This is a genomic window from Pseudomonas sp. AN3A02 (genome assembly GCF_011765255.1).
Taxonomy (GTDB): domain Bacteria; phylum Pseudomonadota; class Gammaproteobacteria; order Pseudomonadales; family Pseudomonadaceae; genus Aquipseudomonas.
The window spans coordinates 544333-559118 of record NZ_JAARNI010000003.1 but is presented as its reverse complement, the minus strand read 5'-3'; the positions used below and the strand labels follow the sequence as shown (position 1 = coordinate 559118).

Below are 14786 nucleotides of genomic sequence, written 5' to 3'. Positions count from 1 at the left end.
CAGGATGGAAGGTTTGGGGTAGGGATTGCCCTACACGGATGGCGGGCACAGGACAGTGCGACAGCTACAGGTGGCAGGAGCGGGTCTGCCGGGGCCCGAGGGTGGTCGCAAATAGATATGCGGTTATAGAAGCTTATGCTCCATGGCGTACTTCACCAGTTCCGCCAGGGAGGTGATGTTGAGCTTTTGCATCAGGCGCGCCTTGTGGGTGCTGATGGTTTTGCTGCTCAAGGCCAACTGCTGGGCGATGTCGTTGACATTGGCGCCTTGGGCCAGGCGCTCGAATACCGAGAACTCGCGCTCCGACAACAATGAATGCAACGGGCGCGAATCGGTCAGGCCGACTTCGAAGACCATGCGGTCTGCCAGGTCCGGGTCGATGTACCGTCCGCCCGCCGCGACCTTGCGAATCGCCGTCAGCAGCAGCGCCGGATCGCTGTCCTTGGTGGCGTAGCCAGCGGCGCCGACCTTCAGCGCACGGGCGGCCATTTGCGCTTCGTCGTGCATCGACAGCACCAGGATCGCCGGAGGATTGTTCAACGCGCGAATCCGCGGGATGGCTTCCAGGCCGTTGACGCCAGGCATCGAGATGTCCAGCAAGACCACCTCGCAGGGCACGTGGCGCAGGGTCTCCAGCAACTGCTCGCCATTGCTCGCCTCGCCCACCACCAGCAGGTCCTTGGCCAGGCCGATCAGTTGCTTGATGCCTTCGCGAACGATGGTGTGGTCTTCAGCTACCAGTACACGGATCACTGTGGATGTCCTCTTCTTTTGGTTATCAATCCAGCGGCACCGTCACGCTCAGGGTGGTGCCTTCGCCCAACTCACTGTCCAGGCTCAGTTGCCCGCCCATGATCAACACCCGTTCGCGCATGCCCACCAGGCCAAACGACACTGGTCGACCGGGAGCCTGGACGAAACCAATGCCATCGTCGCTGATGGTCAGCCGCAAGTGCGCGCCCTCCACCACCAGCGTCAGTTCGACAGTATGCGCCTGGGCATGGCGCATCACATTGGTCAGTGCCTCCTGCAGGATGCGGAACAGGCCGATAGCCTTGGCGTCGCTCAGTACTGGCAGGTTATCCGGCACCTGTACCAGGCACGGAATCTGCGTACGGGCTTCGAAACGCCGGGCCTGCCATTCGATCGCCGAAGCAATCCCGGCATCGAGAATCGGCGGACGCAAGGCGGTGGCCACATCGCGTACCAGTTGGAACAGTTGGGCGATCAGGCGCTTCATGCTGTTCAGCCGCTCATGCAGGCCGGGATCCAGTTGCGCGTAGGTCAGCTCGCACATCGAGGTTTCCAGCTTGAGCACGGTGAGCATCTGCCCCAGTTCGTCGTGCACTTCTCGGGCGATGCGGGCCTTCTCTTCCTCGCGCACGGTTTCCAGGTGCGCCGACAATTCCCGCAGTTGCGCGCGGGAGGCGTCCAGCTCCAACTCGATGCGTTTGCTCTCGCTGATGTCCCAGACAATTCCGTCCCAGACCACGGCGCCGTCTTCCAGGCGCCGGGTCACAGCCTTGATATCGGCCCAGCGCTGCTCGCCCAGGCGAGTCAGGATGCGGCCCTGCCAGGCCCAGTTGCTCTCGGTCTCGATGGCCTGGTCCTGGGTGCGGTGATAACTGGCGCGGTCATCGGGATGCACCAGGCTGCGAATGCCCATGGCCGGATGGCTGAGCACTTCCGGCGCGTAACCCACCAGGCCCTCGCTGCCCTGGCTGATGTAGGCGAACTCGATCGCCTCGCTGCGCGGCAAGCGTTCCAGGCGAAACACCAGCCCCGGCACATTGGCGGCAATCCCTTGCAGCCGCGCTTCACTTTCCTGCAAGGCCGCGAGGGCCCGGCGACGCTCGGTGACGTCGTTGAGGTAGACCACCAGGTATTCGCCGTCGGCAAAGCGCAGGAAACTCAGGGACACATCGGCTGGCAATACGCTGCCATCGGCGCGCAGGCAATTGGTCGCAAAACTCTGCGGCCCGTCTTCGCTGGCCCGGGCGCGCTTCCACAGGTTGAGCCAGCGGTCCATGGTCAGCGTCGGGTCGAATTCGATCAGCGGTCGCTCGATCAGGGCGCCGGGAACGTAGCCGAGCATGGTTTCCGCTGCGTGGTTGGCGTAGCGCACATGGCTGTCCCAATTGACCCAGAGGATGCCGACGGTGCTTTGGTCGATGGAGAATTGGGTCAGGCGCAAGGCTTCGGCACCGGCGGCCCGGGCGGCGCTTTCTTCACGGGCGGCCAGCAGGCTGTGTTCCAGGCCGCGTTGCTGGCGGCGCTGCCAGAACACCACGGACAGGCTGGCGAGTAAGAGAAGGCCGAGAAGCAACGTGAGGTTTTGCCAGAACCCGGGCGACTCGGTCACACGAGGATATTTGGGCTGCAGCCAGCGTGTGTGCAACTGGTCCAGATCGCGGGCGGGAATCGAACGCAAGGCGCTTTGCATGATGTCGGCCAGCTCTGGCCAGTCGCGGCGCGTCGCCACCCGCAGTAATTGCGGCAGGCCGATATCGCCCACCACGGCGAGGCCGGCGAATTCGGTTTCGCCAGACAACCGGCTCAATTGCGCCTCATCCACCACCGCATACCGCGCCTGCTGGCTTACCAGTAATTGCAGGGCCTGGCGCTCCATGGGCACGCCTTGCAGGTTGAGACTCGGGTAGGTGCTGCGCAGGTAATCCGCCACGGCGCTGGGCATGCGCACGGCGACGCGGGATTGGTCGTCGAGTTTTTCCAGGTCGACAGCGGTGCTGCCATCGCGAACCCCGACGATGTGCTGGGGCACCCGCATATACGGATCGGAGAATAACCACAGGCGCAGGCCGGCCGGGGTTTGCAGCAGGCCGGGGGCGAGGTCGACCTCGCCGTCACGCACCGCCGCCTCCAGTTGCTCCTGATTGGGAAAGTTACGCCAGGTCAGCTCGATGTTCAGCGCCTTGGCCAGCCACTGCATCAATTCGACGTTGGCTCCGGACAGCCGCTGCAAGCGCCGATCGTATTGGGCATAAGGCGCCTGCAATACCAGGCCGACCCGCAGGTCCGGATGTTGGTCGAGCCATTCACGCTGGCCGGCATCAAGCTGCGCCTGATGAGCGGCAGGCGCAGGCACGGCGCCCGCGATCAAGGGAAAGCATATACAGCCGATAACCAGCAGGTAGCGAAAACCCATGATCCACGTCTCATATCACTGACAAATACTGACCAACCCATTAGGCTGCCGGAATCACTTCTGGCCGGAAATCAACGATGCCACTTTTCCACCGCTCGGCACTGCCAGCATTGTGCCTGTCGCTGCTGTTTACCAGCGCCTTTTGTGTCGAGGCTGCTGACACTCCCGCTCCCTCCCCGGAAAAACCGGTGGTACGCCAGCCCTTGCCCGAGCGCAGCCAGGAAGAAGCCAACGCCCTGGAGCGACAAATTCCGCAGCAGGAACAGCAACAGCTGCAGGCAGGAAGCGATTCTTTCCTGGCCCTGTGGAAGCCGGCCAACACCGGCGAGCCTGAAGGCGTGGTGATTATCGTCCCGGGCAATGGCGAAAGTGCTGACTGGCCTCAAGCAATCGGGCCGTTGCGCAAAAAATTGCCGGACGCTGCCTGGGGCACCCTGAGCTTGTCACTGCCGGACCTGACCCTAGACACGCTGCCCCCCCGGGTCATCGAATCGCCCAAGGCGGCCGTGGACACCAGCAGCAAAGACGCGAGCACCGTCGCCAAACCCGTGGAGCAAGCCGCCAGCGCCGAAGCTGAAGGCACCGACCCGGCCGTGGTTCCGGGCAACGATGAACAAGACAAGACCGACGCCACGCGAATCTTCGCGCGCATTGACGCCGCCCTCGCCTTCGCCCAGACCCAGAATGCCCGCAGCATTGTGCTGCTGGGCCATGGCACCGGCGCTTGGTGGGCAGCACGCTACCTGAGTGAAAAACAACCGGCGCAGGTGCAGAAATTTGTGATGGTGGCCGGACAAACCCCGGTGGGCCGTGCCCCGGACCTGCAACAACTGGCACCGAAACTGAAGGTGGCCACGGCAGACTTTTTCTACCAGGACAACGCCCTGGTACGCAAAGCGGCCCAGGAACGTTCCCAGGCCAGCAAGCGTTTGAAGAATGACAGCTACAAGCAGGTGTCGTTGAAGGCCTTCCCCGATAACAGCCAGGCCGGGCAAGAACAACTGTACCGCCGGATTCGCGGCTGGCTGAGCCCGCAAAATCCCGGGGACTGATCGTAAATCTCAAAAACACTGGAGAGTAAAATGTGGGAGTGGCGGTGCGACGATTCGACTTGCTCGCGAATGCGGTGAGTCAGTCACTGTATCTGTTACTGATCCACCGCATTCGCGAGCAAGCCCGCTCCCACAATTGATCCGGTTTACACCATAAAAAACAGCGGCTCCTGCTTCTGCTAGCGAAAGTCTCGTCTTTCGCGAATCAGCGCATAGGCGTTGTGCAGTTCGCGGGTACGTTCGGTCGCCTCCCGCACCTGGGCGGGACTGGCGCCACTGCCAGCAATCTTGTCCGGGTGGTGCCGGCTGAGCAGGCGCCGGTAGGCGCGTTTGATCACCGATGGTTCAGTGGTCGAGGTCACCCCCAGAATCCGCAGCGCCTCCTGATAGGCCCCGCCACGATTGGCCAACGGTTTGCGCTCTGGCTCGTAGTCAGCCGCCAATGCCCGGATCTGCTGCACGGTCCAACCCAGCCATTTGCCCCATTGCTCAATCAACTCGCGCTCGGCGGTACTGGCCTTGCCGTCCGCCCAGGCCATGCGCCAACAGGCACGCAGCACACCTTCCGCTGCGTGAGGCTGAGCCTTGAGCACGCCCAAATAACTGCGCACCCGATCGGAGCCGGACTTGCCCCGGTTGAAGGCGGCAATCGCCCGGCGCTGGGCCGGCTCGGACATGTCCAGCGAGCGCATTTCCTGGCGCGCCTGCTGGATATGCCCGTCCACTACCCGGCCGTTGCTCTTGGCCAGGCGGCCGAGCAACACGAACAGCAGTTCGTCATTGCGCAACGCCGGCCGGCCGCCGAGGCGCTCGCGTAACTGGGCCCAGCTTTGCAGCTCCAGGCGCCGGTCCAACGCCTGGCCCAGCAACGCGCCCAACATGGCCCCCGGAATGCTGGCAATGGCAAAGCCTGCCCCGGCTCCAATCAGAGTCCCTGGCCACAACATCCTAGTGCCCCGCTGCCAGCAGGGTTTCGACTTGCGCCAGGCGCTCCAGCGTCCCGACATCGATCCAGCGTCCGTTCATGTGTTCCCCCGTCACCAACCCTTTCGCCATGGCGTCACGCAACAGCGGCGCCAGTTTGAAAGCACCCGCACTGCAACCCGCGAACAGCTCGGGATGGAGTACGGAAATGCCACTGAAGGTCAGGTTATCGGCACCAGGAGCGGCATCATGAAGTGCGCCGTCCTTTATGTAGAAGTCACCGCCGGACGGGTGATGGGGCGGGTTGTCGACCATTACCAGGTGGGCCAGGCCATTCAACGGCTGGTTCAGGCTGGCAAAGTCGTAATCGGTCCAGATGTCGCCATTGACCACCAGGAACGGTTCGTCCCCCAGCAGCGGCAAGGCCTTGAAAATCCCGCCGCCGGTTTCCAGCGGCTCGCCTTCGGCCGAGTACTGGATACGTACGCCGTACTGCGCGCCGTCCCCCATGTAACCTTCGATCTGCTGGCCGAGCCACGCATGGTTGATGACGATATCGGTGAAGCCCGCTTTCGCCAGCGCCTCGAGGTGATACTCGATCAGGCGCTTGCCGCCGGCCTGAATCAGCGGCTTGGGCGTTTGCAGGGTGAGCGGACGCATCCGCTCACCTTTGCCGGCGGCCAGGATCATGGCCTTCATACCACCGCCTCGGCGCGCAGAGTCGCCAGCAACTCACCCAGTTCGCTCAACTCTGCCCGGTCCTCGAGCACCGCCTCTATATAAGCAAAGAAGCGCGGCACGTCGGCCAGGTAGCGTGGCTTGCCATCGCGATGGCAGATGCGCGCGAAGATGCCGATCACCTTCAGGTGACGCTGCACGCCCATCAGGTCGCTGGCCCGCAGGAACTCTTCAAAGTCCGACTGCACCGGGATACCCAGCGCGCCGGCGCGCTGCCAATAACCGCGCTGCCATTCCCGTACGCGGGCTTTCGGCCAACTGAGGAATGCATCCTTGAACAGGCACGTGATGTCGTAGGTCACCGGGCCGTAGACCGCATCCTGGAAATCCAGCACGCCAGGGTTCGGCTCGCTGATCATCAGGTTGCGCGGCATGTAGTCGCGATGCACCAGCACCTTGGGCTGGGCCAGGGCGCTGTCGATCAGGTGATCGCTGACGCGCTGCCACAGCGCAAGTTGCCGCGCGTCGAACTCGATGCCCAACTCCCGGCGAACGTACCATTCAGGAAACAATTCCAGCTCCCGACGTAACAGAGCAGCGTCATAGCTTGGCAATGGCGTCTCCATCGGCAATTGCTGGAAAGCCAGCAACGCATCGATGGCATCGGCGAACAATTGATCGGCATTTTGCTCGTCAATCACGTCCAGATAGGTTTTTTTCCCCAGGTCGTTAAGCAAAAGAAAGCCGCGAATCAGATCTTGCGCATAAATTTTCGGAACATTTATTCCCGACTGACCGAGAAAATGCGCGATATCGACGAAAGGTTTGCAGTTTTCCTGGGGGGGTGGAGCGTCCATTACGACAAAACTGCGACCTCCTCCGTCCCACCGGAAGTAACGCCTGAAACTCGCGTCACTGCTGGCCGCAGTCAACGTGGCCGGGGGTACGAGACCCCAGCCTTGGGCGGTAAAAAGGCGAGGCAATTGCTCATCAAGCCAGACTTTCAGCTGTTGCAAACGTAGATCTTGGTCGGGCATTACAAGGGTCTCCGACGGCGCTAGCCGTCAAGCGGGTCATGCTTTATTATCACGCATCTTTTTCAGACCATCGAGAGGCGTGCGGCCCACACCGCGGGCAGATGGCACGCAGGAAGCCCGGACTAATAAGATGGCATTGAAATCCCCCGCGTTTCGTAGAAAATTTCCGTTGCTGGTAACCGGCAGTCTGCTGGCCATGCAACCTTTCGCCACCTCATTCGTGGTCGCCGCGGAACAGTATGACTGCTCAGTCTCTGCTTCGGGTGCCTGGGATTGCGCGCCGAAGACGGCCGCAGCCCCGCTGCCACCGCGCCCGGTGCATGACGGCAGTGCCGTCAGCTCCGCCAATGGCACGCCGCAAGGCGAGTCTGCTGGCACTGCCGAGGCCGTGCCGCAGACCACATTGGTCACCGAAGCCAAGGGCCGCGGCCTGCGTTCGCGCAGCGCCGACTACAGCCATCTGGACTGGGTCCCTCGCGAGAAGCTCACCGCTGCGCAACTGGCCGAAACCGGCCCGTACTGCTCCGGCGCGTACATCGAGCCGATCCGTCCTGGCATGAACGACAAGACGAACAAGAGCGACGCACCGACTTTCATCGGCGCCAAGGTCTCTCGTTACGAGCAGGAACAGCAAGTTGCCTCCCTGGCCGGTGACGTCGTCATGCGCCAGGGCAGCATGCAGGTCGAGGCCGACGAGGCCAACCTCTACCAGGCCGAGAACCGTGGCGAGCTGAACGGCAACGTCCGTCTGCGCGACAACGGTGCCCTGCTGGTGGGCGACCACGCTGAAGTCCAACTGGACACCGGCGCGGCCAAGGTCGACAACGCCGAATACGTGATGCACAAATCGCGCATCCGCGGCAACGCCCTGTACGCCAAGCGTGCCGAGAACGCGATCATCCGTCTCAAGGACGGTACGTACACCACCTGCGAGCCGAACAGCAACGCCTGGCAGCTCAAGGGCAACAACATCACGCTCAACCCGGCCACCGGTTTCGGTACCGCGACCAACGTGACGTTGCGGGTCAAGGACATTCCGATCCTTTACACCCCGTATATCTATTTCCCGATCGACAACCGTCGTCAATCCGGCTTCCTGCCGCCGAGCTTCAGCACCGGTGGCGAGACTGGCTTCACGCTGGTTACGCCGTACTACTTCAACCTGGCGCCGAACTACGATGCCACGTTGTACCCGCAATACATGACCAAGCGCGGCATGTTGATGGAAGGCGAATTCCGCTACCTCACCAAGTCCAGCGAAGGGCAGTTTGGCGGCGCGTACCTGAACGACGATAGCGACGAGCGCAAGCTGCAGACCGACTACGAAAAAACTCGTTATATGCTCAACTGGCAGCATAAGGGCGGGTTGGATTCGCGTGTACTGACCCAGGTTGATTACACGAATATCAGCGATCCTTATTACTTCCAGGATTTGAAGTCCTATCAGGAAGGGATCAAGACCCAAGACTATGTGAACCAGCAGGGTTCGGTGACCTATCGTGGGGATACCTACCAGGCGCGTCTGAATTTGCAGGCTTACCAGCTGGCGACAGTTTCCCAGATCACACCTTACAATCGCCTTCCACAGGTGACCTTCAATGGTACGCTGCCTTACCATCCGGCCGGTCTGGACTTCTCCTACGATACCGAAGCTGTAAGATTTGACCGAGACCTTGAGAAGGGCATATTTACCGATGAAAATGGCGCCCAGTCTCTGCGGCTGGATAGCTATGTACTAGGCCTTAACCGAGCCAACGGCAATCGTCTGAACCTTGCACCTAGTGTTTCGCTTCCTCTTGACTGGACGTATGGCTATATCAAGCCAAAGCTTAAATATGTCTACACCAAGTACGACTTGGATTTGGACAGCACGGGCAAAAATGACTTGCTGACAAACCGGGCTGGCGCATCGTCTCTCGGTGAAGAATTCAAAAGCTCGCAAGATCGCGCGATTCCGATTGCAAGTATCGACAGCGGTCTCTACTTCGACCGCGACACGCAATGGTTCGGTAAGAGCTATCGCCAAACGCTCGAACCTCGCCTGTTCTATCTCTACGTTCCGGAGAAAGACCAGACCGATATCCCGGTATTCGATACGAGCGAATCGACATTTGACTATGACTCGCTGTTCCGTGAAAACCGCTTCACCGGGTCTGATCGCATTGGTGACGAAAATAAGCTGTCCCTCGGCGTAACCAACCGCTGGATCGAAGAAAACGGCTTTGAGCGTCAGCGTATCTCTGTTGGCCAGGCTGTGTATTTCAAGGACCGTGAAGTGCAGTTGCCGGGCATCGACCCAGCGACGCGGGACGACGCTCACTCAAACGTCTCTCCAATCGCTTTGGACTACGAGTTCCGTTTCAACCGTGATTGGCGCGCGACTGCCAACTACAACTGGGACACTGAAAGCCGTAGCCCACGCTCAGGCAGTGCAATGTTCCATTACCAACCGGAAGACAACCCAAATAAGGTAGTCAATCTTGGTTATCGCTATCGCAACGACCAAGTGGTCTACAACCAGTTGACCGGCAAATGGCAGTTTGGTGGTGACTACGGCACTCCGGGCAGCGACAACTTCGTGAAGGATTACTACAAAATCCAGCAACACGACTTCTCGATGATGTGGCCGATCATTCCTCAGTGGAACCTGATCACCCGCTGGCAGTATGACTATGCCCGCAACCGTACCCTGGAAGCCTTCGGTGGTTTCGAGTACGACAACTGCTGCTGGAAACTGCGCGTCATCAACCGTTACTGGGTTTCCAACGACGAATACAGCCAGATCGCCCCGCTGAACGAAAAGGGTGACCACGGGCTCTTCCTGCAGATCGTCCTTAAAGGACTCGGCGGCCTGACCGGCGCCAAGGTAGAGAGCTTCCTCGACAAAGGCATTGAAGGTTATCGTGAACGTGAAGACCAAGCTTTCTGATTGTCTGCGCCCGCTGATGCTGGGCGCGCTGTTCCTGGGTACTGCCGCAGCTCACGCTGCGGTTCAACCGCTGGATAAGGTAGTGGCCATCGTCGATAACGACGTGATCATGCAGAGCCAACTGGACCAACGGGTCAAGGAAGTTCAGCAAACCATCGCCAAGCGTGGCGGCGGCGTACCGCCGACCAGCGTGCTGGACCAGCAGGTGCTTGAGCGCCTGATCGTTGAAAACCTGCAATTGCAGATCGGCGATCGCTCCGGCATCCGTATCAGCGACGAAGAATTGAACCAGGCTGTCGGCACCATCGCCCAGCGCAACAACATGAGTGTTGATCAGTTCCGCGCCGCCCTGGCTCACGATGGCCTGTCCTATGAGGACGCCCGTGACCAGATTCGCCGTGAAATGATCATCAGCCGTGTGCGTCAGCGCCGTGTGGCCGAGCGGGTTCAGGTGTCCGAGCAGGAAGTGAAGAACTTCCTGGCCTCTGACCTTGGCAAGATGCAGCTTTCCGAAGAACTGCACCTGGCCAACATCCTGGTTCCTACCCCAGACAGCGCCAACGCTGAACAGCTCAATGCTGCCGCAGCGAAAACCCAGGCTATCTATGACCGGCTCAAGCAAGGCGCTGACTTTGCTCAGATGGCCATTGCCCAGTCCGGCAGCGACAACGCCCTTGAAGGCGGTGACATGGGCTGGCGTAAAGCCGCTCAACTGCCACCACCGTTCGACCGCGAGCTGAGCACCATGGAAGTCGGTGGCATCACCCAGCCTGCCCGTACGCCAGGCGGTTTCATCATCCTCAAGTTGCTCGGCAAGCGCGGTGGCGAAGAAGCCCAGATGAAGGACGAAGTTCACGTTCGTCACATCCTGGTCAAGCCAAGCGAGATCCGTACCGAAGCCCAAACCAAGGAACTGGCCCAGAAGCTCTATGACCGCATCGAAGCGGGCGAAGACTTCGGCGAACTGGCGAAGAGCTATTCCGAAGACCCGGGTTCGGCGCTTAACGGCGGTGATCTGAACTGGATCGACCCGAAAGCACTGGTTCCAGAGTTCCAGGACGTGATGGCCAAGACTCCGCAAGGCGTCCTGTCCAAGCCGTTCAAGACCCAATATGGCTGGCATGTGCTGGAAGTCCTTGGCCGTCGCGCCACTGACAACACCGCCCAGGCCCGCGAGCAACAAGCCCTGACCGTACTGCGTAACCGCAAATACGACGAAGAGCTGCAAACCTGGTTGCGTCAGATCCGTGACGAAGCCTACGTAGAGAACAAGCTTCCTGGCGCCGACCAAACAGGCACCGACCAGGCAGCCCAGTGAAACCCAAGCGTTTCGCATTGACACCCGGCGAGCCGGCCGGCATTGGTCCTGACCTGTGCCTGCTGCTCGCCTCGCACACCCAGCCACATCCCCTGATTGCCATTACCAGCCGCGACCTGCTCCTTGAGCGGGCCGCGCAGTTGGGCGTGGCCGTCGATCTGCTGTCGGTCGGCCCGGGCAACTGGCCTGATCTGCCGGCGCCAGCCAACAGCCTGTACGTATGGGATACCCCGCTACAGGCCAAGGTCGTCGCCGGGCAACTGAACCAGGCCAACGCTGCCTTTGTCCTGGAAACCCTGACACGGGCCGGCCAAGGCTGCATCAACGGGGATTTCGCGGGAATGATCACCGCCCCGGTGCACAAGGGTGTGATCAACGAGTCCGGGATCGCCTTTTCGGGCCATACCGAATTCCTCGCTGAACTGACCCACACCGAACAAGTGGTGATGATGCTGGCAACGGGCGACCTGCGGGTCGCGCTGGTGACCACTCACCTGCCCCTGCGGGAGATTGCCGACGCCATTACCCCCGAGCGTCTGGAGCGTGTCACACGTATCCTGCACGCCGACCTGCAACAGAAATTCGGCATCGCCCAACCACGCATCCTCGTCTGCGGGCTCAACCCCCACGCCGGTGAAGGTGGCCACCTGGGCCATGAAGAAATCGACATCATCGAACCAACCCTGGAGCGTCTGCGCCTTGAGGGCATGGACCTGCGTGGCCCATTGCCTGCCGACACTCTGTTTACCCCCAAATATCTGGAGCACTGCGACGCAGTGCTGGCGATGTACCATGACCAGGGGCTGCCCGTGCTGAAGTACAAAGGCTTCGGCGCCGCCGTCAACGTGACACTGGGCCTGCCGATCATCCGCACCTCCGTCGACCATGGCACCGCCCTGGACCTCGCCGGCAGCGGCAAGATCGATACCGGCAGCCTGCACGTGGCCCTGGAAACCGCCTATCAGATGGCCGAGACCCGTATATGACTGAGCATTACCAACACCGGGCGCGCAAGCGTTTCGGGCAAAACTTCCTGCACGACGCTGGCGTGATTGATCGCATCCTGCGCTCCATCCATGCCAAGCCCGAAGACCGCCTGCTGGAAATCGGCCCGGGCCAGGGCGCCCTGACCCAAGGCCTGCTGAAGAGTGGCGGCCAGTTGGACGTGGTTGAGTTGGACAAGGACCTGATCCCGATCCTCAACCAGCAGTTCGCCGGCATGCCCAATTTCAACCTGCACCAAGGCGATGCGCTGAAGTTCGACTTCACCAGCCTCAATGCGGCGCCCAACAGCCTGCGGGTGGTCGGCAACCTGCCGTACAACATATCCACCCCGCTGATTTTTCACCTGCTGAACAACGCCGGCATCATCCGCGACATGCATTTCATGCTGCAAAAGGAAGTGGTTGAGCGTCTGGCCGCGGGTCCTGGCGGTGGTGATTGGGGTCGCCTGTCGATCATGGTTCAGTACCATTGCCGCGTAGAGCACCTGTTCAACGTCGGCCCGGGGGCGTTCAACCCACCGCCGAAGGTCGATTCGGCCATCGTGCGCCTGGTGCCTCACGCGGTACTGCCGCACCCGGCCAAAGATCATAAATTGCTGGAACGCGTGGTGCGCGAAGCGTTCAACCAACGCCGCAAGACCTTGCGCAATACGTTGAAGGCTTTGCTCAGCAACGCTGAAATCGAAGCCGCCGGCGTCGACGGCAGCCTGCGCCCCGAGCAGCTGGACCTGGCCGCCTTCGTGCGCCTGGCTGACCAACTCGCCATTCAGCCTGCGCCAGCGGCCGAATAAAGTAGAGTCGGGCACGGCCAGACAGCATGTCTGGCCTAGTGCCCACCACTTGGCCTAGACTGATCGGCATCCGCTGTTCCCCCGCTTTTGCTTTTAAGGCCTCTTGCATGTCCGATCCTCGTTATCAGATCGACGTCAGCGTCGTCACCCGCTTTCTGGCGGAACAATCGCAACCCGAGCAGAACCGCTTTGCGTTCGCCTACACCATTACCGTGCAAAACAATGGCGAGCTGCCTGCCAAGCTGCTGTCGCGCCATTGGGTCATCACCGACGGTGACGGCCAGGTCGAGGAAGTCCGCGGCGCCGGCGTGGTCGGCCAACAACCGCTGATCGCCCCCGGCAAGAGCCACACCTACAGCAGCGGCACGGTCATGACCTCCCGCGTCGGCAACATGCAAGGCAGCTACCAGATGCTCGCCGAGGACGGCAAACACTTCGACGCCGTCATCGCCCCATTCCGCCTCGCGGTCCCCGGAGCCCTGCACTGATGGCGACGTATGCCGTCGGTGACCTGCAAGGCTGCCTGGAACCGCTCAAGTGCCTGCTCGACCGCGTGGCCTTCGATCCAGCCAAGGATCGCCTGTGGCTGGTAGGCGACTTGGTCAATCGTGGCCCGCAATCCCTGGAAACCCTGCGCTTCCTTTATGGCATGCGCGACTCCCTGGTGTGTGTGCTGGGCAACCATGACCTGCACCTGCTGGCGGCCGGCAATAACATCGAGCGCCTGAAAAAGGGCGATACCCTGCGGGAAATCCTCGAGGCTCCGGATCGCGTCGAGCTGCTTGACTGGCTGCGCCGGCAAAAAATCATGCACTACGACGAGAGCCGTGACATGGCCTTGGTGCATGCTGGCATTCCACCGCAGTGGACGCTGAAGAAAGCCCTCAAGTGTGCCGGCGAAGTCGAAGCCGCCCTGGCCGACGACAACCTGTACACGGCTTACCTGGATGGCATGTACGGCAACGATCCGGTGAAGTGGGACAACGAACTCACCGGCGTCGCCCGCCTGCGGGTGATCACCAACTACTTCACCCGCATGCGCTTCTGCACCGCCGAAGGCAAACTGGACCTCAAGAGCAAGGAAGGCGCCGACACCGCGCTGCCCGGCTACAAGCCCTGGTTCGCCCACAAGGAACGCAAGACCCGTGAAACGAAGATCATCTTCGGCCACTGGGCAGCTCTGGAAGGCAAATGTGATGAACCAGGCGTATTCGCCCTCGACACCGGCTGTGTGTGGGGCGGCGCCATGACCCTGATGAACATCGACACCGGCGAGCGCGTGAGCTGCCAGTGCGAAGCCCCCATTCCCGAACAACAGCAGGCCACGGCAAAGCGCTGAGCTGCGCTTTCATACAGGCCAAAGGAGCCCGCCATGACTGAATTCAAACGTATCCCTCCCGAGCAAGCACAGGCCCTGCGCGAGCAAGGCGCGGTGGTTGTCGACATCCGCGACCAGCCCACCTACATCGCCGGCCACATCAGTGGCGCCCAGCATCTGGACAACCACAACATCGCCGACTTCATCCGTGCCGCCGACCTCGACGCGCCAGTGATTGTGGCGTGCTACCACGGCAACTCCAGCCAAAGCGCGGCGGCCTATCTGGTGAGCCAGGGTTTCTCCGACGTGTATAGCCTCGACGGTGGCTTTGAGCTATGGCGTGCGACCTATCCTGCAGAAATTGCCGCAGGCGACGCGCAATAATTTTTTTCAAACCCCGCTACCCCGCGTGACGCTTGGCCTCGCGCCGTTTCTGACGAACGGCGCGGCCAAACTAATTTCGTATCGCGCCTTGACCTCCCTGATTCCGAACTATCCTTAAGCGCAGGCCATCCAAAACAGGGGAGAGCCGGTACACCGGCGTGCGGGTCATCGGTAGCGTTTCAGGG

13 protein-coding genes are annotated in these 14786 nt (G+C 61.1%); 8 read left to right on the top strand and 5 right to left on the bottom strand.

The annotated features are described in order from the left end of the window. Positions 1–123: 123 nt before the first annotated feature. A complete protein-coding gene (locus tag HBJ59_RS17075) occupies positions 124–753 on the bottom strand; it encodes a response regulator transcription factor (RefSeq protein WP_003210977.1) in 630 nt (209 codons plus the stop codon). Positions 754–778: 25 nt separating this feature from the next. Then, a complete protein-coding gene (locus HBJ59_RS17070) occupies positions 779–3166 on the bottom strand; it encodes a PAS domain S-box protein (protein WP_167664187.1) in 2388 nt (795 codons plus the stop codon). 77 nt (positions 3167–3243) lie between these two features. Here HBJ59_RS17070 and HBJ59_RS17065 point away from each other — a divergent pair, with 77 nt between their 5' ends. Further along, positions 3244–4218: an alpha/beta hydrolase family protein gene (locus HBJ59_RS17065; protein ID WP_167664186.1), complete on the top strand. Its 975-nt coding sequence runs from the start codon at positions 3244–3246 to the stop codon at positions 4216–4218. A 179-nt stretch (positions 4219–4397) separates the two neighbouring features. Here the strand turns inward: HBJ59_RS17065 and HBJ59_RS17060 are convergent, their stop codons facing one another. Genes HBJ59_RS17060 through HBJ59_RS17050 form a run of 3 tightly spaced genes read right to left on the bottom strand, consistent with a single transcriptional unit; the run spans position 4398 to position 6857 of the window. Next, a complete protein-coding gene (locus HBJ59_RS17060) occupies positions 4398–5165 on the bottom strand; it encodes a TerB family tellurite resistance protein (RefSeq protein WP_167664185.1) in 768 nt (255 codons plus the stop codon). Between the two features lies 1 nt (position 5166). Further along, on the bottom strand, positions 5167–5841 hold the full coding sequence (murU, locus tag HBJ59_RS17055) for an N-acetylmuramate alpha-1-phosphate uridylyltransferase MurU (RefSeq protein ID WP_167664184.1): 675 nt from the start codon (positions 5839–5841) through the stop codon (positions 5167–5169). Beyond that, positions 5838–6857, bottom strand: a complete 1020-nt coding sequence (locus HBJ59_RS17050) for an aminoglycoside phosphotransferase family protein (protein ID WP_167664183.1) — start codon at positions 6855–6857, stop codon at positions 5838–5840. The genes murU and HBJ59_RS17050 overlap by 4 nt, the downstream gene beginning before the upstream one ends. Positions 6858–6987: 130 nt before the next feature. Here HBJ59_RS17050 and HBJ59_RS17045 point away from each other — a divergent pair, with 130 nt between their 5' ends. The 7 genes from HBJ59_RS17045 to glpE all read left to right on the top strand — a co-directional run bounded on the left by HBJ59_RS17045 (position 6988) and on the right by glpE (position 14601). Further along, positions 6988–9786: an LPS-assembly protein LptD gene (locus tag HBJ59_RS17045; protein ID WP_167664182.1), complete on the top strand. Its 2799-nt coding sequence runs from the start codon at positions 6988–6990 to the stop codon at positions 9784–9786. After that, the gene (locus HBJ59_RS17040) at positions 9767–11104 is read left to right on the top strand and encodes a peptidylprolyl isomerase (RefSeq protein ID WP_372241483.1); all 1338 of its coding nucleotides are present in this window, start codon (positions 9767–9769) and stop codon (positions 11102–11104) included. Before HBJ59_RS17045 ends, HBJ59_RS17040 begins: the two co-directional genes overlap by 20 nt. Next, the gene (gene pdxA / locus HBJ59_RS17035; protein ID WP_167664180.1) at positions 11101–12090 is read left to right on the top strand and encodes a 4-hydroxythreonine-4-phosphate dehydrogenase PdxA; all 990 of its coding nucleotides are present in this window, start codon (positions 11101–11103) and stop codon (positions 12088–12090) included. Before HBJ59_RS17040 ends, pdxA begins: the two co-directional genes overlap by 4 nt. Then, the gene (gene rsmA / locus HBJ59_RS17030; protein ID WP_076017896.1) at positions 12087–12899 is read left to right on the top strand and encodes a 16S rRNA (adenine(1518)-N(6)/adenine(1519)-N(6))-dimethyltransferase RsmA; all 813 of its coding nucleotides are present in this window, start codon (positions 12087–12089) and stop codon (positions 12897–12899) included. Before pdxA ends, rsmA begins: the two co-directional genes overlap by 4 nt. 107 nt (positions 12900–13006) lie before the next feature. Further along, positions 13007–13387, top strand: a complete 381-nt coding sequence (apaG, locus tag HBJ59_RS17025) for a Co2+/Mg2+ efflux protein ApaG (RefSeq protein WP_076017895.1) — start codon at positions 13007–13009, stop codon at positions 13385–13387. Next, positions 13387–14238, top strand: a complete 852-nt coding sequence (locus HBJ59_RS17020) for a symmetrical bis(5'-nucleosyl)-tetraphosphatase (RefSeq protein ID WP_076017894.1) — start codon at positions 13387–13389, stop codon at positions 14236–14238. Before apaG ends, HBJ59_RS17020 begins: the two co-directional genes overlap by 1 nt. A 33-nt stretch (positions 14239–14271) precedes the next feature. Further along, on the top strand, positions 14272–14601 hold the full coding sequence (gene glpE, locus HBJ59_RS17015; protein ID WP_003210998.1) for a thiosulfate sulfurtransferase GlpE: 330 nt from the start codon (positions 14272–14274) through the stop codon (positions 14599–14601). Positions 14602–14786 lie beyond the last annotated feature (185 nt).